This is a genomic window from Kitasatospora sp. NPDC059088, from assembly GCF_042738155.1.
Classification (GTDB): Bacteria; Actinomycetota; Actinomycetes; order Streptomycetales; family Streptomycetaceae; genus Kitasatospora.
Genome location: NZ_JBHYGR010000047.1, coordinates 16,469 through 41,328 on the forward strand (window position 1 = coordinate 16,469; position 24,860 = coordinate 41,328).

A 24,860-nucleotide genomic window follows, 5' to 3' on the forward strand; every position below is an offset into this window, starting at 1 on the left:
GCGGCGGGGAGCGGGCCGGACCGGGGGCCGCCGGGCGGTCAGGCGACGGGCAGTCCGAGCGATGCCAGGTGGGCGGCGAAGTGCTCGGCACCACGGAAGCGGGTGGCGTGGAGACCGGCCGCGGCGGCGGCCGTGACGAACGTCGGCTCGTCGTCGAAGTAGGCCAGCTGCTGCGGGGCAACGCCCATGCGCTCGGCGGCCAGGCGGTAGGCCAGCGGGGAGGGCTTGTCCACCCCGAGGTCGGCGGAGGCGAAGACGAAGTCGAACTCGATGCCGTGCTGCTTGAGGTCCGCGTGCAGCGCGTCGGTGCAGTTCGACAGCACCCCTACCGGCGCGCGGCGGCGCAGCTTGCCCAGCAGGGCGATCATCTGCGGGTCGCCTTCGCCGCGGTCGGCCCGCCAGGCGGCGAGGGCCTGGCGGGCGCGGGGTCCGTGGTCGGTGCCCAGGCGCTCGGCGACGTCGTCGGCCCACTGCTGGTCGGTGAGGACGCCGACCCTGGCCAGGCGGTAGGCGGGGTGGTCGTAGGCGTAGTGCGCGATGGTGCCGGGGGCAAGGCCGGCGAGCTGTTCGGCCCGGCGGGCGCCGGTGTTGCGCCAGTGCCGGAACAGGCCGTTCATGTCGCACAGCACGGCGGTGATGTCGGTTGTCACGGGCGGTCCTTCGGTGTGGTGGGCTCGCCGGTTCCCGCTGGGGCGGGGCCGGGGCGCAGGGCGTCGTACAGCTGCGCGTAGCGGTCGGTGATCATGGGCCAGCCGTAGGAGGCGCGGGCGAGGGCGGCGGCGTTGGCGCCGCGGCGGCGGCGCTCGGCGTGGTCGGTGAGGGCGTGGCGCAGGACGCGGGCGAGGTCGTCGACGTCGTCGGGGACTACGGTCCAGCCGTTGGCGAAGGGGCCGTCGGAGGCGATGAAGTCGGCGGGGCCGCCGGTGTGGGTGGCGATCGGCGGGGTGCCGGCGGCCATGGATTCGACGTAGACCATGCCGAACGATTCGTTGACGGCCGGGGCGGCCATGACGTCGGCCAGGGCCAGGCCGGTGGGCAGTTCGTCGTGGCCGCGCCAGCCGACCAGGTAGACGTCCGCTTCGATGCCCAGGCGCCGGGCCGCGTCCAGCGGGTGCTCGCCCTCGCACTCGCCCGGTGCCCCGCCCCAGAGCACGAGGGCCGGGCGGGGGTCTAAGGCGGGCAGAACGCGGGCGAAAGCGTCCAAGAGCAGGCCGAGCCGTTTGACCCGCTGGTAGCGGCCGACCCAGAGCACGATCGGGCGCAGCCGGCCCTCGGGGGTGACGAGGCGTTGGATGTCGGCGTGGGTGTAGCGCACGGTGCCGGGGTCCTGGCCGGGTGCCCAGCCCTGCGGGTTGTCGACGAGCCAGGTGGTCAGGTGCTGCACGCGCTGGTCGTGGGTGAGGAGACGGGGGGTGAAGCGGGTCAGGTCGGCGCCGTTGGGGACGACGGTGATCTGCTCCTCGGCCACGGGCAGGAGGGCGGCGGCCTGGCGGCGGTCGCTGGCGGAGACGGTGACGAGGGTGCCGCAGTGGCGTACCCAGTGCTCCATGGCGCGGGTCCAGGAGCGGGTGTGGGACCACAGCGTCCAGTCGGTGGTGGCGAGCCGGGCGGCTTCCTGCGCCGTGAGGTCCCCGCTGCGGGCGAGGCGGTCGAGCGTGCCCTCGCCCTCGGGCGCGCGGGCGAGGGCGGCGAGGTGTTCGGGGGTGGTGCCGGCCCGGCGGGCGAGGTCGAGGTGGGCGTGGGCCTGTTCCAGGAGTTTCAGGTCAGTGCCGTGCAGGGTGGTCAGCCGGGGCGTGGCGGGGTAGGCGCGGCGGGCGGCCTCCTGGAGGTGGCTGAGGTGGTGCAGGTGCAGGACGTCGGGCCGGCGGCTGCGGTGGAGGGCGAGCTGGCGGTGCCAGGCGCCGATCAGGTGGGTGAAGGTGGCGGGGCCGACCGCGGTGGCCTGCCGGTCGGGTGCGGCGGGGCCGCGGTCCTCGAAGGAGGGGTGGAATGGGGCGGCCTGCCCGTCCATGGACGGGCGCCCCTCCCGGTAGGCCCGGGCGGCCGGGTTGTAGTCGTAGGGGACGATCCGCAGCCCGGCGTAGAACGTCGGGGCATGGCTGAACTGGCCCGGCTGCCCCAGCGAGCCGCACATCACCGTGGTGGCGCAGCCCCGTGCGGCGAGTTCCCGGTTGAGGTAGTTCACGACGTGGGCGGAGCCGCCGCGGGGAAAGAACTGGACGGCCGTGTCGATCCTCAGGCCTCTGCGCGGCACGGATTGCTCCCGTCGGCGGTGGGCGGGCGGGTGCCGGATCCGTTGCGACGGCGGACGGTGGTGGCCCGGCCGGCGGCGGCCGCCGTCAGCAGGGTGTCGGTGGCCGCCACCGCCGTCGCGGCGGCGGCCAGGGAGACCAGGTCCTGGATGGGGCCGCCCTGCAGCGCCTGGAGCATCAGCCGGTTCTCCACGGTGAACGGCGCCTCGACCCGGGGCAGCGGGATGGGCCGGGCGCTGCCCGGCGTGATGCCGACGAAGGCCTCGCGCCGGTGCTCGGCCGTGTTCGGGTGGAGGGTGAGGGTGCCCGCGACCGCGTCGGCGACCAGCACGCCGTCCTCGGTGTGGACCTCCACGCTGCGCCGCTTGTAGGGGGTGAGCCAGTCGGCGTGGAGATGGCCGAGTGTGCCGTCGCGCAGGAGGGCGGTGGCGGTGGCGGTGTCCTCGAAGGGGCCGACGATGGTGGCGGTGGTGGCCGTGATGGTGGCGATGGGCTGGCCGGTGAACCACGCCAGCAGGTCGAGGTCGTGCACGGCCAGGTCCCGGGCGACGCCGACGTCGCGGATCCGGCCGGGGTAGGGACCCTGGCGGCGGGTGCTGACCTGCCAGAGGGTGCCGTGGTCGCCGCGGTGGAGGCGGCGGGCGAGTTCGGCGTTGGCGGCGTTGTGGCGCTCGGTGTGGCCGGCGGCCGCGAGGACGCCGGTGCGCTGGAAGGCGTCGGCGATGCGCCAGGCCGCGGCGGCGTCGGGGGCGAGGGGCTTCTCGACCAGGGCGGCGATGCTGGCCGTGGCGAGCTGGGTGGCGATCTCCTCGTGGGTGGCGGTGGGGGTGGCCACGACGCAGTAGTCGAGGTCGAGGCACAGCAGCTCGTCGGCGTTGGCGGTGGTGCGGTGCCCGGGGAAGGCGGCGCGGCGGGAGGGGTCCGGGTCGGCCAGGGCGACCAGGTCGACACCGGGCATCTGGGCCAGGGCCCGCGCATGGACCTCACCCGCCCAGCCCAGGCCGATGACGGCGGCTCGCAGAGGTTTCACGGTGGCAGCTCCGAGGGGTGGGCGGGTGAACGGCGGGTCAGGCGCGGGCGGGCGCGGCGGGGTTCCAGGCGGCGATGCGGCCTTCGGTGGTCTCGGCGCGCAGCCAGTGGGGGATCGCCTCCGGGGTGCGCTTGATCCAGTCCACGTAGCGGGTCAGGCCCTGGTCGACGCTCACGGCGGGCCGCCAGCTCAGCGCCTGGCACATGCGTGTGGTGTCGGCGCGGGCGCCGAGCGGGTCCTGGGCCGGGCGAGGGGTGTCGACGATCTCGGCCGCCGGGTAGTGCCAGCACACCAGCTCGGCGACCTGGCGCACCGAGGTCGTGACGCCGGTGCCGAGATTGAGGGTCTGGCCGGCCGCGCCGGGGGCCAACAGGGAGTGGGCGATGCCGTGGGCGGCGTCGTCCAGGTAGAGGAAGTCGCGCACCTGGCGGCCGCCGTTGTTGAGCGGCAGCTGCTGTCCAAGGGCGGCGTACATGCTGAACTGGGCGATCACCCATGACGGGGCGCCGGGCTTGGGGACCTGGCCGGGTCCGTAGACGCTGAACGGCCGCAGCACGGTGAACTCGCGTCCGGCCGGGGCGAGCAGCTGGCGGGTGTGGAACTCGGCCCAGGTCTTGGCGCTGGCGTACAGGTTGAGGGGGCGCACCGGGGCGTCCTCGGTGAACACCCGGGGCCGGCCGGGGTCGGCCCCGGGGTCGCCGTTGCCGTAGACCTGCGCGGTGGACAGCAGCACCAGGCGGCGCACCTGGGGGGTGTCCGCGACGGCGCGCAGCACGGTGTCGGTGGCCGCGAGGTTGGAGCGGAAGGCGGTGGCCGGATCGTTGGCGCAGCCCTGGACGGTGGAGTGGGCGGCGGCGTGGACGACGTAGTCGGCGTCGGCGACCAGGGCGCGCACCAGATCCCCGTCGGCGCTGTCGCCCACGGTGAGGTCGGGGTCCAGGGGGCCGGTGCCGAGCAGGGCCAGGGTGGCGCTCTCGTAGGCGCTGAGGTTGTCCAGGAGCCGCACGGTGGCGCCGGCCCGGGCGAGGGTGCTCCGCAGGGCGGTGCCGATCAGCCCCGCGCCGCCGGTGATCAGGACGCGGGCGCCGGCCAGTGCGGCGAGGTCGGTGGGGTCGGTCATGGAAGGGTCCTCCTTCGGGGCAGGGGTGAGCGGTCAGGAGCAGATGAAGGCACCGGTGTACTTGGTCAGGGCGAAGTAGCCGTCCTCGTCGATGGCGGCCTGGACCTTGCCGCGCACCCGTTCCTCCAGCTCGGTGAAGAACTCGGCCGGCAGGTCCTGGCCGGGCTTGGAGCTGGCGCAGCAGTGGTTCTGACCGCGGTAGAAGGCCAGGAACGGCTCGGGGTCGGCGAACTGCAGCTGGTCCTGCCACGTGCGTGTTTCCACCGACGTGAAGTGCGGGGCCAGCTGCTCGGCGCCGTTGGTCAAGGAGATGCGGGCCTTGGGCGTCGCGCGGAAGAGGTGCTCGGGGGCGTTCATCTCGCGCATCGCCGTGTAGTGGACGTCCCACATCTCGACCATGGAGTCCGGGCGGTCGGTGCACAGCAGGAACCGGCCGCCGGGGCGCAGCACGCGCCGCACCTCGGTGAAGCAGCGCGGCAGGTCGGGCACGTAGTGGGCCATGTAGATGGCCGTGACCCGGTCGAAGCTGCTGTCGGCGAAGGCGGAGAGGTCGTCCGCGCTGCCCTCCAGCCAGTCGCAGGGGGTGGCGACGCCGGCCAGGCGGTGGCGGGCGGCGTCCAGGACCCCGGGGGCGATGTCGAGGCCGACGATGTGGCCCGAGGCCAGGTGGGGGCGGATGTGCTCCAGGACGAAGCCGTTGCCGCAGCCGAGGTCGAGGAGTTCTTCGGTGCCGCGCAGGCACAGGGCCTCGATCAGGTGGTCGGTCAGGGAGCGGGGGTTGGTGCGGTAGCGGTTGTGGGCGAGCTGCTTGGCGTCCAGCATGCGGGTGTCGGCGAAGTAGACGTCGCGCGCGTCGTCGGCGGAGAGCACGAAGTGCTGGTCGGGGATGACGCGCGCGGCGAGTGCGTCGACGCCGGGGGTACGGAAGTCCACGGGGAGCCCTCTCGATCGGGTTGAGGCACATCAGCGGTGGGGTCAGGGGGTGGTGCGGGTCCACTTGGTGCCGACGTACTTGTGGACCAGCAGGCCGGAGGCGGCCACCAGCCGGCCCTGGCCGTCGGCGTCGACGACGACCTGCAGATCGGGTCCGCCGTGGTCGATCAGCAGTTCGCGGCAGAGCCCGCACGGCGGCACGATCCGGGCCAGGGCGGGCTCGGTGGGCTTGGGGTAGCGCACCGCGGCGATCGCGACCGGCGGCGCGCTGGTGGCCAGGCGGGCGGCGGACAGGGCGCCGGACTCGGCGCACGCCGCGGCGCGGCCGACCATGGCGTCCAGGTGCACGCCCAGGTGCACGCGGTCGTCGCCGGTCAGGACCGCGGCGGCGATCTGGTGGCGCTCGGGCACGTAGACGTCGCGGATGGCGGCGAACGCGGCGGCCACCAGGCGGGCGGCGGTGGCGTCGACGCACCGGCCGGCGGGGTCCGGGACCCGGCCCGTCACCGCGCCGCCGTCAAGGTCGGCCCGTGGTGGTCGCGGTGGATCTGGGAGGGCTGGGGGCCGCGCGAGTGCATGTACTTGCCGTTGTACGGCAGGATCTCGCCGACCGACTCCCAGAAGGTCACCTGGGCCAGCACCGTGCCGGCGTACAGGCGCACCGGCTGGACGGCGTACAGCTGGAAGGTGGTCTGGCCCATCGAGCCGATGTCGATGAGGTCGGCGGTGACGTGAACGAACAGGCCGAGGCGGGCGATGCCGGAGCGGGCCTTGACGATCGGCGCGCACCGGTCGCTGCCGAGCACCTCGACGCTGGACCCGAGGTAGATGCGGCCCGGTTCAAGCACGATCCCCTCCTGGGGGATCGCGAACTCGACGGTCTCGTTCTCCTGACGCACGTCCAGCACCGGGGCGGTGTAGGTGCGCAGGGTCGGACCCAGCGTCAGGTTGTAGCTGTTCGGGTTGACGTGGCGGGGATGGAACGGGTCGAGGACGACCACGCCCGACTCGCGGACCCGGACGATCTCGGGCCCGGTGAGGATCGACATGGGAATGCCTCCCGTCGGTGGATGGCGGCCGTTCAGACGGCGAGGGGAGAGAGCAGGCCAGGCGGCGGGGCGGTGGCCTGGTCGAGGCGGCCGAAGTGGCCGTTGTAGGGCATGTACTGGCCGGCCGTGGTCCAGAAGGACACCTGGCCGATCACCATGTCCGCGTAGATCCGGATGGGCTGCGCGCACACGATTTCCAGGGTCCAGTGGTGGCGGGCGCCGGTGTTGCCCAGGTCGGCGGCGAGCTGGACCCACACCCCGAGCCGGCCCAGCGACGAGCGCCCGATCAGGCACGGCACCAACGCGGCCGCACCGATCTCCTCGACGGTCGTCCCGAGGTAGAGCCGGCCGGGCTCCAGCACGATCCCCTCCTCGGGGATCGTGAACTCGCTCAACGCGTGCGCGCCCTCGACGTCCACCACCGCGCTCTCGTGTACGCGCAGCACGGGAGCGAGCCGGTAGTTGTAGGAGCAGGGGTTGACGAAGCGGGGCTCGAACGGCTCCAGGGTGATCTCCCCCAAGGCCCGCCGCCGCACGATCTCCGGCCCGGTGAGGATCACCCGGCCACCTGCCCCACCAGCAGGCGCGCGGCCCCGCGCAGCTCCTCCAGGCCGGCGCCGTTGCGGACCTCGTGCTCGCTCGACACGGTGACCGGGGCCTCACTGGGGTGGTCCTCACGTCCGGCGCTCAGGTCCCCGCGCCGCGCCTTGCGCTCCCGGCGCAGGGCGTCGGGCGCGGTGACGTGCACCAGCCGGAAGTCCAGGGCCACGAGGGCTGCGGTGTCCGCGGCGCGCATGTCGTCGCACAGGAGCACCGCGCCGGGGTGCCGCTGGCGGGCCTGTTCGACCCGGTGGGCGAAGTCGCCGGTCAGCGAGTCCGGGTTGATCCGGCGCAGGTGAGCGGCCAGGTCGTTGAGCAGCGCGCCGTCCTGGACGGCGGGGTCGGCCATCGGCCGGCCTGCGACGCGGTGGACGAGTGCCTGGAGCTGGTAGAGCGGCTCCGCGAGCCTCAGCACAAGGCAGGGCGTGCCGGCCAGGGCGAACTCCTCGGCCAGCAGCCGGCTGAACGTGCTCTTGCCGGCGCCGGGGAGACCGTGGAGAGCCAGTCGCATACGGGACCTCCGGGAAGGGGGAACCAGGCCATGGCCTGGCGGGCGGTGGAGCACGAGCGGATCGACCGGGATCGGCTCCCCGGGACGCTCGGTGCGACCACCACCCTGCACCCGCCCGCACCACCGGCGAAAGGGCGAAAGGCGGTGCCCCGTCCGTGCGGGAGCGAGCACTGACCGAGCACTGCTCGCAGCCCTTTCGAACCGGCGCCGAGGCCGCTACCGTCGCAGGTGTGCGTGCGTTCTGACGTCTCATCACACAGGAGGCGATGTGCAGCAGGAACACCCTCTGGTCCGAGCACGACGGGTGCGCAACCTGGAACGTCCCGACCTGGCCAGACAGGTCCGCACCCTCAGTGGTGAGCTCGGCACGCAGCGGTGGACCGGCCCGGACGGCGTCCTGCGGTGGGAGGAGGGCCGCACGCCCGATCCCGAGACCCAGCGGGTTCTGGCCCGCCTGTTCGGGATCGACCCGGCCCTCGTCGACCGCAGGCCCTGGCCGGCCTGGCTGGACGCCGACCCGCTCCAGGAGCCGCCCGTCTTCCCGTGGACGGCCGGCGGGGCCCTGTGCGCGCTCACCGAGACCATCGGGAAAGAGGACGACATGCACCGCCGCACCTTCATCACCAGCTCCGCCGCCGTCACGGCGGCGCTCCTGCAGTGGCTCACCGCCGACCCCGCGGCCGCCGAACAGATCCTTGCCGGACGCCGCGTCGGAGAGAGCGGGGTGGCCGCCATCGAGCGGCGCGTCCGCGAACTGCGACGCACCGACGACGAGGACGGCGGCGGCACCCTCGTCACCGACGCCGGTGTCGCCCTACGGATGGTGGTCGAGCTCCTCAGCAACCGCAGCCACACCCTCGCCCACGGCCAGCGCCTCTACGCCGCCGCGGCGGACCTGTCCCGCATCAGAGCCTGGGCCGGCTTCGACGTCCACGGCCGCTGCGACGACTACACGTTCACCACCGCGCTCCGGTGCGCCCACGCCGCGGGCGACCGCGACCTCGGGGCCCACATCCTGACCTTCTGGGCCGCGGCCGCCTACAACTGCGACCGCCGGGTCGACGCCGAGGCCATGGCCTCCACCGCCATGGCCTCGGTCCACGGCAAAGCCGCCCCCCGTGTACAGGCGCTCGTCCGCTCCCGCCGCGCCCGCGCCCGATCCCATCTGGGCGACGACAACTGCTGGGAGGACCTCGACCTGGCCGAAGCGCTCCTGGCCGAGGCCGCGCAGCAGGGTGCGGACGAGGACGAACCTCCATGGGCCTACTGGTTCGACCTGCACGAACTGCAGGGCGCTCGGGCCTCCACCCAACTCACCATGGGTCGCCCCGCCGAGGCGGAGGCCACCTTCGCCGCCTCCGCCCTCGCCTTCGAAGGCGATGCGCAGCGCACCCGCTCGGTCTACCTCGTGCGCCAAGCCGACGCCCAACGGCAACAGGGCCACCTGGAACAGGCGTGCGCCACCGCGAACCAGGCCCTCGACATCACCGACGAGATCAGCTCCCACCGCACCACCGAACCCCTGCGCGACCTCGCCCGCGACATGCGCCTGCACAGCGCCGTCCCCGCAGTCCACGCCCTACGGGAGCGCATCGCAGACCTGCGCGGCTGATGGCACACTCGGCACCAGGCCGACGCCGAACCGGCGCCGGCGACTGACCGAGCCCGGAAGAGCCGACCACGTGAACGTCCTGCGCGCCACCACTCACGCCGTCGAGCTCCACGAGGAATCGGTCACCAAGACCTACCGGAACTGCAAACGGGACGAACCAGACCGGGAATGGCGGGCGCTACGCCTGCTGAGCGACTTCGCCCCCGGCCTGGCACCGGCGCCCCTCACCGCCGACCTCGGCGGCGCCACACCCTCCATCGTCATGAGCCGCCTGCCAGGGCATCCCCTGCGCGGGTCCGTTCTGACCGCCGACCAGCTCCACGCCCTCGCGGAGGCGATCACCACCCTGCACAGCGCCGTCCCCCACGACGAGCTGGCACGGCTGCAACCCGCAGCATGGGACGCCCCCGGAGCCCTCGCACGGCTGCGGGCCATGACAGCCGGGGGACCGGGCGCGGAGGACCGAGACGTCCAGCGGGCCCTGGCAGCCGGCCGCCGGTGGCTGGACGGCTTCGCCCTGCCCACACCACCCCGACACGACCTCGTCCTCGGCACCGCCGACGGCAACCTCGCCAACTACCTGTGGGACCAGGACACGGGCACGGTCCACGTGGTCGACTTCGAGGACAGCGGCACGGCCGACCCCGCCTTCGAACTGGCCGAGCTCCTGGAGCACCCGTCCGCCTGGGTCGACATCGACAGCGGCACCGAGGCCCTGCCGGGACTCCTCCACCTCCGGCCGGAACAGCAGGCCCGGCTCACCCAGTTCCGCCGCCTGCTCGCCCTGATCTGGCTGCTGATGCTGCTGCCCGGGCAGGACGCCGCACACCGCAACCCGCCCGGAACACACCTGCGCCAAGCCGTACGCGTCCTCGACCGGCTCGCCTGACCGCACCGGCCTCAACACCCGGCACGGCCGGGCGCCGCGGCGCGCCCAGCAAAGGGCGGCGCCCCATCGAACAGGCAAGTGGATCGCGGGAGTTGGAGGCACATCCCCACGCTCGACTATCGTGGCGGTGCCCAGTGTCACGAGGTTCCGGAGCAGGCATGATCACCAAGCCGACCGTCGATGCGGTGCTGCTGACCATGAACGACAGGTCCGCCGAGCTGGAGATCGCCATGTCGTCGCTGCTGGCCCAGCACGGCGTGGACCTTCGCGTGGTGATCGTCGGCAACGGGTGCGAGCCCGACTACGTGCCCGCCGGCGTGAAAGCCGTGTCGCTGCCCGAGAACCTGGGCATCCCCGGCGGTCGCAACGTCGGTGCCGAGGCCTTGGGGGGCATCCACGCAGGCGAGTTCATCCTCTTCTTCGACAACGATGCGGTGCTACCGGACCACGACACCGTGGCGCGACTCGCGGCCGAGTTCGACCGCCACCCCGACGCCGCCTACGTCCAGCCGCGGATCGTCGATCCCGCCAGCAACACCACGCTCGGCCGATGGGTCCCGCGCCTGCGATCCAAGGACGCGGCCCGGCCGGGGGCGGTCACCGTGATGGCCGAGGGCATCGTCCTCGTCCGCCGGTCCGACTTCGAAGCCGTGGGCGGCTGGCCAGGGCACTTCTTCCTCTTCCACGAAGGAATCGACCTGTCCTGGCACCTGTGGGACCTGGGCCGGACCGGCTGGTACGCGGCCGATCTCCAGGTCCACCACCCGGCCACCAACCCCGCCCGCCACAAGCCCTACTACCGGATGGTCGCGCGAAACCGGGTCTGGGTCGCCTACCGCCTCCTGCCGATCCCACTCATCCCGGTCTACCTGACCACCTGGGTGCTCCTCAGCACCTGGCGCTTTCGGTCCTCCGGGAACCTGGGCGTGTGGTTCCGCGGCCTGGCCGAAGGCCTGCGAGGCGGCCACGGCGACCGTCGGCCGATGAGCTGGCGAACCGTGTGGCGTCTGACCCGAGCGGGACGGCCGCCCATCGTATGAGGCAGGGGCCGACTACCCGGTCTGCACGGGCCACCTCAGGGTCGGTGAGCACCTGGTACGTCTTCGCGGCGGACTGCTTAGTGATCCCGCCCAGGGCCTGGCCGACGACGCTCCAGGACCCGTCGGCGCCACCTCCGCGACGGGCATGGGCTCGGCCCGGGCGTGCCATGCTCGCCGCGGGCGTAGCGGGCGGTCAGCAGCTCGTTCGGGGACAGCGCGAGCGCGGCCGTCGAGGGGTCTCTGCCGACGGCTGACGGTCGTTGGCGGGGGGTGCGAGGAGCCAGCTGTTGCCCCGCCGTTCATGTAGCAGCTCCAGCGCGGCGTAGACGGCCCGGTGGCGTCCCCACCGGTTGTCCTGCTCGGACTCCTCCAGGACCCGTTCGACCATCGCCAGACCCGGGCGCTCGCCGTCCGCAGCGGGTCGGCGACATCCTGGAGGCGGTGGGCGGTGGTCCAGGTGTCGACGCTTCGCCAGCGGGCGGACTCCCCGGGGGCGTAGAGGCGGATCGCGCCGAGGACGGCCGCCTCCGCGCAGAGATCCCGGTCGGTGTGGACGACGTGCTATTGATCAGGCAGCTGCCGCTCGATGGCCTTCTTCATGGTGGCCTCGGTGGGTCCGTCGTCCCAGCGGATCACCCAGTGGCGCCGGTCGTGGTAGTACTCGGAGTTCAGGAAACACCCGTAGACCTTGGACATCTCCCGGGCGAAGGAGCGGATTGCGCCGCTGCGGTTGGTGGCCGTCCGCGACGCCTTCGTGCTCGGGACGGTCCGCTGTGGCTGCCGTCGCGGTGCCGTACCGGCCGTCGGGGTCCGGCTGGTGCCCGGGGTGGCGGGCCGCGTGCGGCCTTCCCGGGGAGCGTAGCCGGTCGGCGCGGTCAGCGGGTGTTGCCGTGGACGGTGACGCGGCCGGGGTAGTGGGCGTCGATGAAGGCGCGGGCGGCGGCGAGGTCGCCGACGACGCCGACGGTGGTACGGCCGTCGGGTGCGAGGTCGGTGTGGAAGACCTGGAAGCCGGGCTGCCGGAGGGCCTGGAGTTCGCCTTCGAGCTGGTAGTCGTGGTCGCGCCGGTAGACGAGGTCGGAGGTGATGTGGCCGCGCACGACCCGGGTCTGGCCGGGGAAGCGCCGGTCGAGGTCGCGGCGGGCGTCGTCCAGGCTGCCGATCACCTCGACGGTCAGCACGGCGTCGCCGGGGCTCGACCCGACCATGTCCGCGTGCCAGGTGGTGGGGCCGAGGCCGGCTTGGTAGACGGCCTGTTGGAGGTCGGCCAAGGCTTGGCCGCGGGGGCCTTCGGGCTGGGCGGCTGCCGCGCCGCACGCGACGGCCAGCACCGAGAGGGTGGCCAGGAGCCGGCCGGTGAGTGCGACGTCCACGAGGGCGCCTTTCGTTCGTCCTGTCAGGCGAGGGAGAGGCCGAACGCAGATGCTCGGGCACCCCGGTGACGGCGTCGGCCAGCAGCACCAGCGCCGCCTGACGCCTCGGCACCCCGGCGTCCACGACCGCGGCCGTCCGGTGGGCACCGTGCACCGGCGGTGCTCGGTGGCGGGGGCGGGCGAAGCCGTCAGCAAGGTGAGCACGATGGCCCCGACGGCCGGTCGCCGTCCTCCTGATACGCACCCGCCCACTACCCCACAGCGCGGGCTGCCGCCGCCAGCGAACCCCCACCTCATCACCCGCACGGGTGACGGCACCGGGGTGGCGCGGCGCCAGCCGGTTGCCGCGGGCTGCTTCCACACCGGATTCTCCTCGTTGCGGCCCGCCGTCGCCCGGGCCGAAGATCGGGGACGGCGGCCCTGGGCCGCTCTCCCGGTTGGTTCATGGCGAAGTCCTCCCGTCAGGGGTGCTCTGTGCAGGACGGCGGCCGCCCCGACGGGCGGTGCCGAGCGGGGCGGCGCTCAGAGGGCGCGGGCGCTCACCGGAGGCAGGACGGCGCAGCCGGCTTCGACGAGCATGCCGGGGCGCAGCGGGACGGCCTGGTGCACGGAGCCGGACCGCACGATGTCGCCCGCCTTGAGTCCGGTGCCGAACGCGGCCAGGCGCCGGGCCAGCCACGCCACGGCCGCGAGCGGGTCGCCGAGGACCTCGCGGCCCGTCCCCGAGGCGGCCGGGGCGCCGCCGATGCGCAGGGTCAGCAGGCGTTCGGGCAGGTGGAGGCCGGGGCGGAAGGGTACGGCGGGCCCGGTGACGATCCGCAGCGCGGCCCCGGCCCGCTGGATCCGGTAGGCGTCCACCAGGTCCACATCCGGACGGCGGGCGGTCAGCGAGGTCACGGGGACGGCGGCGCGCTCGGCCTGCCACAGGGCGAGGGCTTCCTGCTCGATCCACGGCGCCACCTCACCGCCCGGCCCCTGGCCGGTGAGGACGCCGTGCGCGGCGAGGGCGGCACCGAGATCGGGCAGGTCCGGCGGCATCGGCGGCCGGTTGGCCGACCTTCCGCCGGCCGGGCGGCGCGGGGCACCGGGCGGCGGAGCGGCAGGGCCTCGGGAGCGTACGGACATGGAGTCCCCCAGGTGTGAGGTCCTGGTGCAGCAGTTCTGCACCGGTGACCATCACAGCCCGGCGGCCACCGCCCGCGGCAGGGCTCACGAGGGGGCCGACGGACCGACGGCGGGGCCGACGCGCTTCCGGACCCGGCCGCCCGGGAGGCGGGGCGGTCAGGCTCCGGTGGGTTCGCCGCCGACGTAGCGGGAGACGACCAGCGGCAGGAAGTCCGCGGCGTGCCCGAGGTCGCTCACGTCCTGCACGCTGCGCACGACCGCGAGCCGGTCCAGCTCGGGACCGACACCGCGGACGCGCTCCTCGTGCGCCAGCGCCTCGTGGTGCTTGAGCGCCAGGGCGGCCGGGACCTTCGGCGCCAGGAAGTGCACGCCGACGTTGCCGTGCTCGCCGCGGGTCACGCCCCAGGCCGTCATGTCCTCGGGATCGCAGCCGACACCGATCTCCTCCAGCAACTCCCGCGCGGCGTGCCGCCGCAACGCCGCCACGTCGAGACGCTCGCCGTCGGCCGGCGGCTCCGCCGAACCCCCGGGCAGCCCCCACCGTCCCGCAGACGCGGTGAGGTCGGAGCTCCGGCCAACGATCAGCCCGCCGTCCTCCACCGGCTGCAGCACGGTGACGAAGATCGAAGCGGGGAACCAGGAGCAGCCCTCGACCCGGCGCAGCGCGCGGTAGCGGTAGGTCGCCGCCGCCCACGACAGCAGCAGAGCGCCGTCCGCCTGTGTCTCGACTCCGACGCAGGCCACCGCCGGGCCGTCGAACAGCGCCGGCTGCCGGGCGACCGCCTCGTCCCAGAAGCGGTCCATAGCCGCCAGTTCCTCCGGCGACAACGGGGGAACGGCCGTCTGCTCCAGGCGCAGGGTCCTGGCGTCGAGGAACTCAACGTTGCTCACCCGGCCATCGTGGCAGACCGGGGGGCCCTCCCAGCATCGTCTGCGCAACCGTCGCACCCTCTGCTAGGTTGCCCGCCCGCCGCGGCGGGCCCGCCTCGTGCGGCGACCTGCGTCCCACCGGTCCCCACCGCCCCGGACCACCTCGCCGGGCACCGGGGCGGGCCGGCGCCGCGTGGGCCCCCGCGCCGTCCGTCGGCCCCCGCGTCGGCCCTCCCGCTCCACCCGGACCGGGCGGTGTGATGGCACCCGGCCGCCAGAGCCGTACACCGCCCGGCACGACGAGCCCTCCGGCGACTCAAGAGGGAAGTGACCATGTCGATCACCCTGACCGGCAGCGCCCGCGTGGCGGCCGTCGTCGCCCATCCGGATGACGACCTGCTGATGTTCTACGGCACGCTGCGCGCCTGGAGCGACACAGGCGCGACCGTCACCGTCATCGTCGCCACCCACGGAGCCAACGGCGTGTCCGTCGCCGACCAAGCCGCCGGAATCACCCTGACCACCGTCCAGCGGCTGGCAGAACTACGGGCCTGCTACCAGGACACCCGCATCACCGTCGAGTGCCTGGGCTTCGAGGACGGCGCCCTGGAAGCCGACCGCACGCTCGTCACCGCCATCGAGACGGCCCTCGCCCGCCTGCACTGCACCGTGCTGCTCACCCACGCACCCCACGACGGCAACGACCACCAGGACCACCGGGCCGTCGCCCGCGCCGCACTGAACGCCGCCGCCCGAGTACCGACATGCACCACGATCCTGCACGGCAAGCCGCACGCCCCCCACCACGGCTTCACCACCACCGTCCTCGTCGACATCACCCCCTACATCGACGACAAGGTCAAGGCCCTGCAGAACCACGCCTCCCAGGCAGGCCGGCACTACCTCACCGAGGACTACACCCGCTGGCGTGCCACCGGACCGAACTGGTCCCTCCTACCCGCCCGGGCCGACCGCAGGCGCTACTTCGAAGAACTCGCGCCGTCCCTGCTCCTGCTGGACCCGCCGGCCCGCTGAACTCCGCCCCGCCCCCGAGGACCAGCGCACGACCATCCGCCCCATTCGGCCTCACGAGAGGTGGACCATGCCCGGACTCACCGCCGTCATCGCCGCTGCCGGCGTCGGCAGCCGCTTCTTCCCCATCGGCAAGACGATCCCCAAGTGCATGCTGCCCGTCTGGAACCGACCCCTGCTGTCCTACACCATCGCCGACTGCATCGCCGCCGGCGCCGAGCGGATCGCCGTCGTCACCGCACCCGGCGAGTGCACCCGCCAGGTCCGCCACTTCCTCACCCCCGACCCGGAGATGGAGCGCTACTTCGCCGCCCGCGGCTGGCAGCACAAGTACGAACCGATCGCCCGCCCGCTCGCGGCCGACATCACCGTCATCGAGCAGCCGCGCGGCACCGGCCACTACGGCACCGCCCTGCCCCCGCTGTGCGCCGCCGAGTGGATCCGCGACGACGACTTCCTCCTCGCCTCCGGCGACGACCTCCTCCTGCGCCTGGACCAGGGATCGGACCTGGCAGACCTCGTCAACGCCCGCCGAGGCGCCCACACCACAGGCGCGATCGCCGTCGCCGTCCAACCCTCCGACCACCCGCTGCGCTACGGAGTGATCCAGCACCGCCCCCACGCCGGCGAACACCCCCTGATGGACTCGGTGCGGGCCTGGAACCCCGGCGACCGCGAGCACGGCACCGCGCACATCAACATCAGCAGGACCCTGCTCCCGGCAACCGCCCTGCCCTACTTCGCCGCTGTCCAGCCCGCGGATGACGGAGAACTGCGGGCCACCGACGCCATCACCGCCTTCGCCCACGACCACGACCTGCTGGTCCACCCGGTCCTGGGGGCCTTCTACGACTGCGGAAGCCCCGCAGGCCTGCACGCGGCCAACACCGTCATCTCGGGCGCGGCCTGAAACAGAGCAGCGGCCCCGCCAGCTACCGCACACGGGGCCGCTTGCTCCGCGGGGCAGCGGGGTGGAGGTCCGTTCACCCTGAACGGAATTCCTGGTCCGGTGCCGGGTAGGAGACCGGGGTGAGCTTCACGCCGTACGGCTTCGACGCGGTGAAGCTGCGGGCCGCCCGCGCCGCCGCCGGCGCTTCGGTCGCGTGGATCGCCCGTGCGGTGGGGGTGACCGAGCGGGCGGTGAGCCTGTTCCTCGCCGGGACGCGTGTGCCGAAGCCGGAGGTGCTGGCGCTCCTGGCGGCCGCCGTCGGCGTCGCCCCGGCCGACCTGCGCACCATCGGGCGGGAGCGCCTGGTCCACCTGCGCGTGCTCACCGGCCACAGCCGCGCCGAGACGGCCGCCCTCCTGGGGATGGCCGAGGAGACGTACCGGCTGCTGGAGACCCTACGGTGGAGGAAGGGGTAGCTCGGCGGTGGAGGTGTGCCATGGCCAAGGCGGCGACGATCCGCCGGTGGCCGGGCCCTGAGGCTGCCGCCCGACACCGAAGTGAGGTTCGTACGCCCTGCCAGCAGCGCGGCCTGTTCACTGACCGGTCCCTTCCGGAAGACCGCTGGCCCGGCGGATCACGGGGGACTCGCAGCCGCCCGCGACAACAACCGCTCGCTGGAGCGGCGCATGTCCGAGTTCCAGGCCCAGTTCCTGGAGGAACAGCCTCCGGCCGCCGAACGGCACCTTCGACCGCTGCGCTGACCGGCGCCGCCTGTCAGATCAACGGGGGCCGTCCGAGACGGGTCATCCGCCACACCGTTCGCCAAGCGGCCGGCTCCCTCGCCCGGGCGGCCGCCAGCACGCCCACCGACGTGGTGATCGTTCCCGCCCCACGCTGACCCGCCGCACCACCCGCCAGGGGACGCCAGTGCCAATCGGACTGGCGTCCCGCCGAGTTGACGACACGCCAGCATTCAGCTGCGCCCACCAGCGAACTCACGAAATCGGTGCAAAGGGTGCGTAGACTGGCACGTCTACCGAGCACCGACGGAAGAGGTTCAGCGCGTGAGGGCCGTCATCGCCGCCGCCGGCATGGGCACCAGGTTCTTCCCCATCGGCAAGACCATCACGAAGGCGATGATGCCGGTCCTCGACCGGCCCGTGATCGCCTACGCGGTGGCCGACTGCCTCGCGGCCGGAGCGCGGGAGATCGCCATCGTCACCGCCCCCGGGGAAGCCGGACGCCAGATCCGCCACTACCTCAGCCACGACGGCGAGCTGGAGGCATACTGCGCGGACCGCGGCTGGCAGGACAAGTACAACTCCGTCGCCGACATCCACCGCCAAGCGGACTTCACCTTCATCGAGCAGCCCCGCGACGAGCGCTACGGCACCGCGATCCCCACGATCCTGGCCGCCGACTTCATCGGCGACGACGACGTCCTCCTCGTCTCCGGCGACGACCTCCTCCTGCGCACCGACGGCGGCTCCGACCTCGCCGACCTCGCCACCGCCCGCACCGCCGCCCACGCCCCGGGCGCGATCGCCGCCGCCACCGTCCCCGGCACCCAGGCCAGCCGGTACGGCATCCTCAACCCACGAACCGGGCCCGGCAACGCGGTGCGGATCCTCGACACCCTGCTGGAGAAGCCGACCGTCTACGAGCGGCCCACGGCCTTCATCAACATCAGCCGTGTCCTGCTGCCCGGCGAGGCGATCCGCTACTTCGAGAAGCTGCTCCCCGCGCCGAGCGGCGAGTACCAGGCCACCGACGCCATCGCGGCCTTCGCCCGCGACCACGAGTTGCTCATCCACCCCGTCACCGGCCAGTACCACGACTGCGGCAGCCCCGCCGGGCTGCTCGCCGCCAGCGTGGCCGCCGCCCGCGTCCAGGGCCTGAGCATCCCGGGGGTGACCGCGTGACCAGCCCCGGCACCCCCGCCGTCCCGATCCGCACCTGCGTCGCCATCGTCAACCGCGGCGAGGTCTGCCTCATCCACCGCCGCCGTGCCGACGGCGACCAGTTCTCCCTCCCGGGGGGAATCGTCGGCGCCGACGAGGAAATCCTGTCCGCGCTGCTGCGCGAGCTCAAGGAAGAGCTCGACCTCGACGTCGCTGGCATGGCCGCCCCGCCGGCCCTGCGCTGGGTCCAGGACCAGGCCAACACCCGGCCAGGCACCGACACCCTGTTCCGGCGCCTGCACCTCATCTACGTCCTCGACGCCCCAGACTCGATCCGCGACCACGTCGCCGCCACCGAGCAGGACGCCGAGGACACCACCCGCGTGGTCTGGATCCCGCTCGCCGAGGCCGCGGACCTGCACCTGTACCCCGCAGCCGGGCCCGCCCTCGCCGGGCTCGCCACCGACACCACCGTCCCCGTCCAGCTGCCGCCCATGCACGACCGGACGTACAGCTGGCGCTGACCCGCACCGACCACACCCAGGGGGACGCGGATGGCACCACGGGAACGCAGCCGCGCGGAAGTCGGAGTCGTCTCCAGCTACCTGCTGCGCCTCCTGCGCGAGAGCATCCCGCGCACCCAGACCGCCTTCGCCGAAGACGTCGGCCGCGACCTCGGCACCGTGCAGAGCTGGGAGTCCGGCCGCCGACCCCTGGCCAAGCACCGACCGACGGCGAGCACGAACAGGAGTGGCGCGCCCTCACGCTGCTGGAGGAGTGGGTGCCAGACCTCGCTCCGGCGCCACTGGAAGCGGATCTGTCCGCGACCGCTCCGGTAGTGAGCATGTCGCACCTGCCCGACGCCCCCTGCGTGGCCAAGCGGTGTCGGCCGAGCAGGTGGAGGCCGTGGCCGCGGCGCTGACGCGCATGCAGGGCCGATCCGGCCCACCGGCGGCGGGGGTAACACCCGGGTGGCCGGCGCCGGGGTCTCCGACGACCCGTCGACGCTGACAGCCACGCTCCTGCGGGTCACAGCGGTGGCGGTGTTCACGGCCGTGACCATGCGGACGACTCCGCCTACCCGCTCGGGCCGGCGGCGCCACCACGCGGCCGTCCGACACGGCGGCCGGTCAAATCAGGCCCAGGCCTCCTCGCCCGATCCCGGCCCGTTCGGGCCCCAGCGGACGTGGGCGATCCAGTCGGTGGTGGCCGGAGGGCGCCGCCACGCGGTCAGCCGGGCGGGCCGCCTTAGAGCAAACGTTCGAGTGGCCAAACGTCAGCTGCACACACCCCTCGAACGGCCTACGGTGGAGAAAGGGACAGCTCGGCGGTGGAGGTGCGCCATGGCCAAGGCGGCGACGATGGTCTGCCCGGTCTGCGGCCGGTCGGCGCCCTGGAACCCCTGGCTGGCCTGCTCGCTGCGGTGCTTCGACCGCGAGCGCCCGACGGCCGAGGAGCGACAGGCCATGGCCGAGCAGGCACCGGAGGCCATCGCCTACTTCCTCGGAATCGCGCCAGGCACACCGGCGGACGACCGCGGGTAGCCCGTGTTCGGCGCGGCCAACCCTCCCAGCACCCGGAGGCCGCCCGGGCCGGTCGGCCGCACCCTGGAGGACATGGGCCCCCGAGGATCCGCACAGGTGAGGTTGCCGCACGTCGAGCCGATGCTGGCGACGGCCGGCACACTGCCGTCCGGGCCCGGGTGGACGGGCGAGGCCAAGTGGGACGGCGCCCGGGCCGTCGCCTACATCCCCGAGGCCGCCCCGGTGCGGCTGCTCGGCCGCCGCGGCACCGACTTCACCGCCCGCTTCCCCGAGCTCGCCGCCGCGCTCACCGAGGTCCGCGGCCCGCTGATCCTGGACGGCGAGATCGTGGTCATGCGCGGCGGCGCCCCCTCCTTCGCCGCCCTGCAGAGCCGCATCCACCGCACCCGCCCGGCCACCGTCCTGGCCGGCGCCGCCGCCGCACCCGCCCTGTACATCGCCTTCGACCTCCTACACCTCGGCGACCGCCCGCTGCTCAACGAGCCGTACGCGCGCCGGCGCGAACTCCTGGAGAACCTGGAGCTGGACCGCCCGGGCCTACGAGTCCCACCGACGTGGGACTCCGTCGCCGCCGCCTACGGATGGACCCGCGAACACCAGCTGGAGGGCGTCCTCGCCAAGCGCACCGACTCGCTCTACGCCCCCGGCACACGCTCGCGCGACTGGATCAAGCTCAAGCACCTGCGCACCGCCGACGTCGTGATCGGCGGCTGGCTGCCCGGCGGCCCCCACGGCGACACCCTGCGGGCCGTCCTGGCCGGCGCCGAAGCCACACCCGGCCGCCTGCAGTACGTCGGCTCGGTCGGCACCGGCTTCACCGGGGCCGAGCGGCGCGCCCTCGCGGCCACGCTGCGCCGCCTCGCCGCCCCCGCGTCGCCGTTCACCGCCGGTGGCCGGGCCCTGGAGCTGCCGCCCGGCACCGAAGTGAGGTTCGTACGCCCCGAGCTGCACGCCGAGGTCGAGTTCCTGGAGATCACCGAGCGCGGCCAGCTGCGCCAGCCGGTGTGGAGGGGCCTGCGGGGCTGACCACGCCGCCGTGGCGAGTCCTGCGGAACCGGCAGCACGCAGGTAGTGACGTGAGAGGCGGGCGTGCCTAGAGTGGTGCGCCCCGATCATGCTCTACCTGGGAGGTTGTCGTCGTGGTTACTCGTGGACGCAGGGACTCGGTGTGGGGTGCGGTGCCGGACACGATCTGGGGCTGCCGGGCGGCGGACTCCACGTGGGGCCTCACCGTCGACGTCGACTCCTCCTGGGGCGGAGCCGACTCTGGTTGGAACGGCCGACCGACGGCCTGAGGTACAGGAACCGAACGTCGGCGGCCGGCATGGGACCCCCGTGCCGGCCGCCGACGTTCGGTCAGGACTCCACCCCCTGGCACTTGTGGCTGCGCGCCACAGGACCGCGGACTGAGTGCAGCGGACGTGCCGGACCTCGCGTTCTGCGTGCACGACTGCGCTCATCGAGTTGCTGAGCACGCTGGTGGCGACGGGATCACGAGAGCTCCAGCCGGGGCTTGCGGGTGCCGTGGCCGGGCACATCTGCCAGTGGTGGAGCCCGAACCAGCGGCGCGGCCCGTTCACTGAGCGGTCCCTTCCGGAAGACTGCCGGCCCGGTGGATCACGGGGGACTCGCAGCCGCCCGCGACAACAACCGCTCGCTGGAGCGGCGCATGTCCGAGTTCCAGGCTCAGTTCCTGGAGGAACAGCCTCCGGCCGCCGAACGGCACCTTCGACCGCTGCGCTGACCGGCGCCGCCTGTCAGATCAACGGGGGCCGTCCGAGACGGGTCATCCGCCACACCGTTCGCCAACTCATCGGTTGGCGGGGCCCGCATGAAGTGCGCCAGCCCTCGAAGAAGCCGCCCCACCACGCCTTCGCCCCGCTGACGGACCGGATGCGGGCCATGGTGAGCAAGGCCCGCAAGCCCAGGGACACCGGGATCAGGAGCAGGGGGAGTCGGCGGCGGGTGAGCCAGACGCGGTTGCGGGCGGTGAAGCGGTAGAAGTTGGCGTGGCGGGCCGCGGAGGTCGCGGGGTGCTGGAGGACCAGCTCGGGTTCGTAGAGGATGCCCCAGCCGTCGTCCAGGGCCCGCCACGCGAGGTCGCTCTCCTCGTGTCCGAAGAAGAATTCGCCGGCCCAATCGCCGATGCGTTCGAGCATGGAGACCGAGAACGCATGGGCACCTTGGTTCCGTGGCCTGGCCGAAGGCCTGCGAGACGGCCATGGCGACCGTCGGTCGATGAGCTGGCGAACCGTGTGGCGTCTGACCCGAGCGGGACGGCCGCCCACCGTGTGAGGCAGGGCCGGCTACCCGGTCCGCACGGGCCACCTCAGGGAGTCGAGGGTGCCTGCGAGGGCGACAACGCCGCCGGGCCGAACCCCCTCCACGCCGGATACGGTCCGCGCCACGCCCCGGCGCTGCGAGCTAGCTGACCCCGGACCGGTCCCACAGCCCCTGCCACACCCGGTAGTGTCCTGGGCAACCACTCCCGTGCTGGTCGACTGTGCACCACCGTCGACCCCGACCGCTGGCGTTACGCGGGCTGGAACGTCCGCCAGCTCGGCCGCCCCGGGAAGTAGACCCCCGTACGGTGCGGATTCAAGACCGGGCGAACACTTCCGTGCATTTCCCCTATTCGAGTGAACCACCGCTCCCGGACCGGCCCCACTCGCCTAGCATGCCTTGGGCACGCGCCCATAGCCCCTGCCGGGAAGCGAAGTTGACTTCTGTATCGAGAACACTACGCTGCGCATTCGCCCTTCCCACCCCACAGCTCGTGCTCCCCACGGTCCGGCGGATCACCGCCGAGTGGCTGACCACCAAGTACGGCATGGCCCCCACGGCTTCCGGGCACCACCGCTTGACCCAGAGCGCAACCCTCACCACCCAGGTCATCTACGACAGCGCCGGCACCGAGCAGTCGATCAGGCTCCAGCTCCGCGAGGAGCAGGGCAACGCCACGTGGCGCACCACCGTCACCGCCACCGCACCGGACCACACATCCTCGGCGGTCTCCGTTCTCCTGGAGGCCTTCGCCAACCCCGGACACACCGTGGTCCCCGGGCGCCCTCGACTGGTCCGCGAGCTCGTTACCGCCCTACGCCCACATGACGGGCTCGCCCGACTCACCCTTCACGCCCAGGAAGTCGGCACCGACATAGAACCGCTCCTGCACGTCCTGTGCGACCCCGACCGGCAGCTGCCGGTCATCGTCGCCGCCCGACCGCTGCGCCCGGACAGTCTCTGGTCGAGCCGGATGCGCGAGACCATGCCGAACTGCGCGGGTGCCGCCTCGCTGTACCTGCTGCGCGACGTCGCCTCCGTCAAAGCGTTCCGCGAGCATGTAGGGGAGCACCATCGGGTGTCCTGCGGGGCGGTGCGAACCTTCCTGCCCGGGGTCGACCCCGCCTGGGTGCCGGACGCCGCCCGCCACCGCTTCATCTCCTACGCCCGCATGAGCGACCCCGGTGACACCTCGTGGCGCGGCATCGCCAAGCGCGCCCAGCAGGCCGCCAGCGACACCGTCCTTCCGGCGCCTCTGCAGCACTTGGCCTTCCCCGACGTCTCGGTGGCCCACCAAGCCGACCGGCGAGCCGCCCTGACCGCCGATCGAAGCGCAATCGACAACGCGTCCCTCAGGGCGGAAATCGGGCTGCTCACCGAGCTGCTGGCCCAAGCCGACGTGGACCTCCGCGAGGCGAGCCGCAACGCCGACCTGGCCACCCGGACGATCGCGGCTCTCCAGGAGCAGCTGGAGGACGCAACCGCCACCGGGCTGCGCGACGTCGAGGACGGCCTTCGGGCACTGGACGACGTCGCCCGCCTTCACTCGGAGGTCGAGCTCCTGCGGGCCCGCCTTCGCACCGTCGGCCGCCACGAGGACGCAGTGGTCGTCGAGGAGCAGGCAGGAGTGCCGCAGTCCTTCGAGGAGCTCTGGGGCCGCCTGAGCGAGCTCCCCGGCGTTCTCGTCACGGCGGATCAGGCCAAGGCCCTAGCCCTGGACGAGTCCGAACGGGCCCGAGTCTGGGCAGCAAAAGCGTGGAACGGTCTGCGCGCTCTCAACTCGTACGCGCTCAGCAGCGACTTCCGGGGCAATTTCTACCAATTCTGCTCGGCAGGCATCCCCGGCACCGCGGGATGGTCACACAAACAACTCGGCATGAACGAATCGCGCACGACAATGGGCCGCTGGGGCGAGGAGCGGCGCTTCCCCGTGCCCAGAGACGTCGATCCGTCCGGATGGGCGCAGATGAAACCCCACCTGAAACTCGACAACGGCGGTCGCGCCCCACGGATCCACTTCCTTGACGCCAAGACCCAGAGGATCCCCGCCCAACTGGTCGTCGGGTACATCGGGGCCCACCTCACCAACACCATGACCAACTGACCCGCCCGGTTGCCCCTCGATCACGCACTCCGCCCTGTCTGGCACACCGGCCTTCCGAACGGGTACGAACATCCCAGCAACTCGTGGCGCCGTTCCCTCAACTGCCCTCCCCGGAAGGAGGCGCCAGGTCCAACACGATGATCCAGTAACCGACTCCGCTGTTGAGCCCTTCGCGCCCTGCGCGCTGCTGTCGTCCGAGGAACGGGGGTGCTCGACCCCGGGGCGTTGCCACGGCATGCGGCCCAGGAACTGGTGGAGGAGGTCGGGGTGCCCGCCGCCCCCGAGGACATGACGGTGTGGTGCGTCACGCGGGGCGAGTTCGGCAACGTCGGCGGGCATTTCCTGCCGCCGCCGATCCCAGCCAGCTTGGCACACGAGCACCACAAGGCCATAGTGGAGGCCGGGGCTGAGCGCGGCACCACTGCCGAGTTAGACCAACCCCCGGTCATCCACTCCGGGGCGGACGCCACCGAACCCGGGTACTACGCGGACTTCCTACCGCAGGTCGTCACCCGCTACGTCGCGAACTGGGCGCCGCACTGCGCCTGACTGCGGGCGACGATCCGTCGGACGTGGTTCCGGGCGGGACAGGGGCGGAGAACTGCCGGCCGCCGGGACCGAGCGGTCGGCGGGTTCCGGGAACCGGCACAGGACGCGGAGGAACGGGCGTTGCCTCCTGGAACGGAGAGCAGTCCACCGGTGC

The 24,860-nt window shown here is 73.1% G+C and carries 27 protein-coding genes and 1 pseudogene; 14 read left to right on the plus strand and 14 right to left on the minus strand.

Going from position 1 to position 24,860, the window contains the following annotated elements:
• Positions 1 to 38: 38 nt before the first annotated feature.
• From ACFWXO_RS21920 to ACFWXO_RS21960, 9 genes are read right to left on the minus strand one after another with little or no spacing between them, the layout of a single operon-like run.
• On the minus strand, positions 39 to 650 hold the full coding sequence (locus tag ACFWXO_RS21920; protein WP_380525449.1) for an HAD family hydrolase: 612 nt from the start codon (positions 648 to 650) through the stop codon (positions 39 to 41).
• Entirely contained in the window at positions 647 to 2,254 is a 1,608-nt protein-coding gene (locus ACFWXO_RS21925; protein ID WP_380525450.1) for a glycosyltransferase family 4 protein, read from the minus strand. Before ACFWXO_RS21925 ends, ACFWXO_RS21920 begins: the two co-directional genes overlap by 4 nt.
• Entirely contained in the window at positions 2,236 to 3,282 is a 1,047-nt protein-coding gene (locus tag ACFWXO_RS21930; RefSeq protein WP_380525451.1) for a Gfo/Idh/MocA family protein, read from the minus strand. Before ACFWXO_RS21930 ends, ACFWXO_RS21925 begins: the two co-directional genes overlap by 19 nt.
• A 37-nt stretch (positions 3,283 to 3,319) precedes the next feature.
• The gene (locus ACFWXO_RS21935) at positions 3,320 to 4,402 is read right to left on the minus strand and encodes an NAD-dependent epimerase/dehydratase family protein (RefSeq protein WP_380525452.1); all 1,083 of its coding nucleotides are present in this window, start codon (positions 4,400 to 4,402) and stop codon (positions 3,320 to 3,322) included.
• A gap of 33 nt (positions 4,403 to 4,435) precedes the next feature.
• On the minus strand, positions 4,436 to 5,335 hold the full coding sequence (locus ACFWXO_RS21940) for a class I SAM-dependent methyltransferase (protein WP_380525453.1): 900 nt from the start codon (positions 5,333 to 5,335) through the stop codon (positions 4,436 to 4,438).
• Between the two features lie 42 nt (positions 5,336 to 5,377).
• Positions 5,378 to 5,842, minus strand: a complete 465-nt coding sequence (locus ACFWXO_RS21945; RefSeq protein ID WP_380525454.1) for a hypothetical protein — start codon at positions 5,840 to 5,842, stop codon at positions 5,378 to 5,380.
• Positions 5,839 to 6,384 (minus strand): dCTP deaminase, encoded by a 546-nt coding sequence (locus ACFWXO_RS21950; protein WP_380525455.1) that lies wholly within the window; start codon positions 6,382 to 6,384, stop codon positions 5,839 to 5,841. Before ACFWXO_RS21950 ends, ACFWXO_RS21945 begins: the two co-directional genes overlap by 4 nt.
• 32 nt (positions 6,385 to 6,416) lie before the next feature.
• Complete coding sequence (locus tag ACFWXO_RS21955; protein ID WP_380525456.1) at positions 6,417 to 6,944, minus strand: deoxycytidine deaminase; 528 nt, start codon at positions 6,942 to 6,944, stop codon at positions 6,417 to 6,419.
• Positions 6,941 to 7,495 (minus strand): hypothetical protein, encoded by a 555-nt coding sequence (locus tag ACFWXO_RS21960; protein ID WP_380525457.1) that lies wholly within the window; start codon positions 7,493 to 7,495, stop codon positions 6,941 to 6,943. The genes ACFWXO_RS21955 and ACFWXO_RS21960 overlap by 4 nt, the downstream gene beginning before the upstream one ends.
• Before the next feature lie 268 nt (positions 7,496 to 7,763).
• Here ACFWXO_RS21960 and ACFWXO_RS21965 point away from each other — a divergent pair, with 268 nt between their 5' ends.
• The 3 genes from ACFWXO_RS21965 (at position 7,764) to ACFWXO_RS21975 (ending at position 11,036) form a co-directional block, all read left to right on the plus strand.
• Positions 7,764 to 9,107, plus strand: coding sequence for an XRE family transcriptional regulator (locus ACFWXO_RS21965; RefSeq protein WP_380525458.1), 1,344 nt, complete (start codon positions 7,764 to 7,766; stop codon positions 9,105 to 9,107).
• A 70-nt stretch (positions 9,108 to 9,177) separates the two neighbouring features.
• Positions 9,178 to 9,996 (plus strand): phosphotransferase family protein, encoded by an 819-nt coding sequence (locus ACFWXO_RS21970; protein ID WP_380525459.1) that lies wholly within the window; start codon positions 9,178 to 9,180, stop codon positions 9,994 to 9,996.
• 158 nt (positions 9,997 to 10,154) lie between these two features.
• Positions 10,155 to 11,036, plus strand: a complete 882-nt coding sequence (locus tag ACFWXO_RS21975) for a glycosyltransferase family 2 protein (protein WP_380525460.1) — start codon at positions 10,155 to 10,157, stop codon at positions 11,034 to 11,036.
• A 561-nt stretch (positions 11,037 to 11,597) separates the two neighbouring features.
• Here the strand turns inward: ACFWXO_RS21975 and ACFWXO_RS21980 are convergent.
• The 4 genes from ACFWXO_RS21980 to ACFWXO_RS21995 form a co-directional block, all read right to left on the minus strand.
• Positions 11,598 to 11,732 (minus strand): hypothetical protein, encoded by a 135-nt coding sequence (locus ACFWXO_RS21980; protein ID WP_380525461.1) that lies wholly within the window; start codon positions 11,730 to 11,732, stop codon positions 11,598 to 11,600.
• Positions 11,733 to 11,911: 179 nt separating this feature from the next.
• On the minus strand, positions 11,912 to 12,409 hold the full coding sequence (locus tag ACFWXO_RS21985; RefSeq protein ID WP_380525462.1) for a hypothetical protein: 498 nt from the start codon (positions 12,407 to 12,409) through the stop codon (positions 11,912 to 11,914).
• A gap of 522 nt (positions 12,410 to 12,931) precedes the next feature.
• Positions 12,932 to 13,447, minus strand: a complete 516-nt coding sequence (locus ACFWXO_RS21990; RefSeq protein WP_380525463.1) for a hypothetical protein — start codon at positions 13,445 to 13,447, stop codon at positions 12,932 to 12,934.
• A gap of 243 nt (positions 13,448 to 13,690) precedes the next feature.
• A complete protein-coding gene (locus tag ACFWXO_RS21995) occupies positions 13,691 to 14,425 on the minus strand; it encodes an NUDIX domain-containing protein (RefSeq protein WP_380525464.1) in 735 nt (244 codons plus the stop codon).
• Positions 14,426 to 14,737: 312 nt separating this feature from the next.
• On the opposite strand from ACFWXO_RS21995, the gene ACFWXO_RS22000 reads away from it, so the two are divergent.
• The 9 genes from ACFWXO_RS22000 to ACFWXO_RS22040 all read left to right on the plus strand — a co-directional run bounded on the left by ACFWXO_RS22000 (position 14,738) and on the right by ACFWXO_RS22040 (position 21,514).
• Positions 14,738 to 15,439 carry a PIG-L deacetylase family protein gene (locus ACFWXO_RS22000; RefSeq protein WP_380525465.1) on the plus strand — a complete coding sequence of 234 codons (702 nt, stop codon included), beginning with the start codon at positions 14,738 to 14,740 and terminating at the stop codon, positions 15,437 to 15,439.
• Positions 15,440 to 15,506: 67 nt separating this feature from the next.
• Positions 15,507 to 16,346 carry a sugar phosphate nucleotidyltransferase gene (locus tag ACFWXO_RS22005; protein WP_380525466.1) on the plus strand — a complete coding sequence of 280 codons (840 nt, stop codon included), beginning with the start codon at positions 15,507 to 15,509 and terminating at the stop codon, positions 16,344 to 16,346.
• Between the two features lie 119 nt (positions 16,347 to 16,465).
• Positions 16,466 to 16,801, plus strand: coding sequence for a helix-turn-helix domain-containing protein (locus ACFWXO_RS22010; protein ID WP_380525467.1), 336 nt, complete (start codon positions 16,466 to 16,468; stop codon positions 16,799 to 16,801).
• A 588-nt stretch (positions 16,802 to 17,389) separates the two neighbouring features.
• Positions 17,390 to 18,247 (plus strand): sugar phosphate nucleotidyltransferase, encoded by an 858-nt coding sequence (locus ACFWXO_RS22015; protein WP_380525468.1) that lies wholly within the window; start codon positions 17,390 to 17,392, stop codon positions 18,245 to 18,247.
• On the plus strand, positions 18,244 to 18,750 hold the full coding sequence (locus ACFWXO_RS22020) for an NUDIX hydrolase (RefSeq protein WP_380525469.1): 507 nt from the start codon (positions 18,244 to 18,246) through the stop codon (positions 18,748 to 18,750). Before ACFWXO_RS22015 ends, ACFWXO_RS22020 begins: the two co-directional genes overlap by 4 nt.
• 30 nt (positions 18,751 to 18,780) lie before the next feature.
• Entirely contained in the window at positions 18,781 to 19,065 is a 285-nt protein-coding gene (locus ACFWXO_RS22025) for a helix-turn-helix domain-containing protein (protein WP_380525470.1), read from the plus strand.
• 504 nt (positions 19,066 to 19,569) lie between these two features.
• The gene (locus ACFWXO_RS22030) at positions 19,570 to 19,770 is read left to right on the plus strand and encodes a hypothetical protein (protein ID WP_380525471.1); all 201 of its coding nucleotides are present in this window, start codon (positions 19,570 to 19,572) and stop codon (positions 19,768 to 19,770) included.
• Positions 19,771 to 19,866: 96 nt separating this feature from the next.
• The gene (gene ligD, locus ACFWXO_RS22035; protein ID WP_380525472.1) at positions 19,867 to 20,796 is read left to right on the plus strand and encodes a non-homologous end-joining DNA ligase; all 930 of its coding nucleotides are present in this window, start codon (positions 19,867 to 19,869) and stop codon (positions 20,794 to 20,796) included.
• Between the two features lie 586 nt (positions 20,797 to 21,382).
• Positions 21,383 to 21,514 (plus strand): hypothetical protein, encoded by a 132-nt coding sequence (locus ACFWXO_RS22040; RefSeq protein ID WP_380525473.1) that lies wholly within the window; start codon positions 21,383 to 21,385, stop codon positions 21,512 to 21,514.
• A gap of 13 nt (positions 21,515 to 21,527) precedes the next feature.
• On the opposite strand, the pseudogene ACFWXO_RS22045 reads toward ACFWXO_RS22040, so the two are convergent.
• Positions 21,528 to 22,058: pseudogene (locus ACFWXO_RS22045) on the minus strand (glycosyltransferase family 2 protein); the annotation flags it as partial.
• Between the two features lie 488 nt (positions 22,059 to 22,546).
• Here ACFWXO_RS22045 and ACFWXO_RS22050 point away from each other — a divergent pair.
• Both ACFWXO_RS22050 and ACFWXO_RS22055 read left to right on the plus strand, forming a co-directional pair.
• Entirely contained in the window at positions 22,547 to 24,157 is a 1,611-nt protein-coding gene (locus tag ACFWXO_RS22050) for a hypothetical protein (RefSeq protein WP_380525474.1), read from the plus strand.
• A 207-nt stretch (positions 24,158 to 24,364) separates the two neighbouring features.
• Positions 24,365 to 24,706: a hypothetical protein gene (locus tag ACFWXO_RS22055; RefSeq protein WP_380525475.1), complete on the plus strand. Its 342-nt coding sequence runs from the start codon at positions 24,365 to 24,367 to the stop codon at positions 24,704 to 24,706.
• The last annotated feature ends 154 nt before the right edge of the window (positions 24,707 to 24,860 follow it).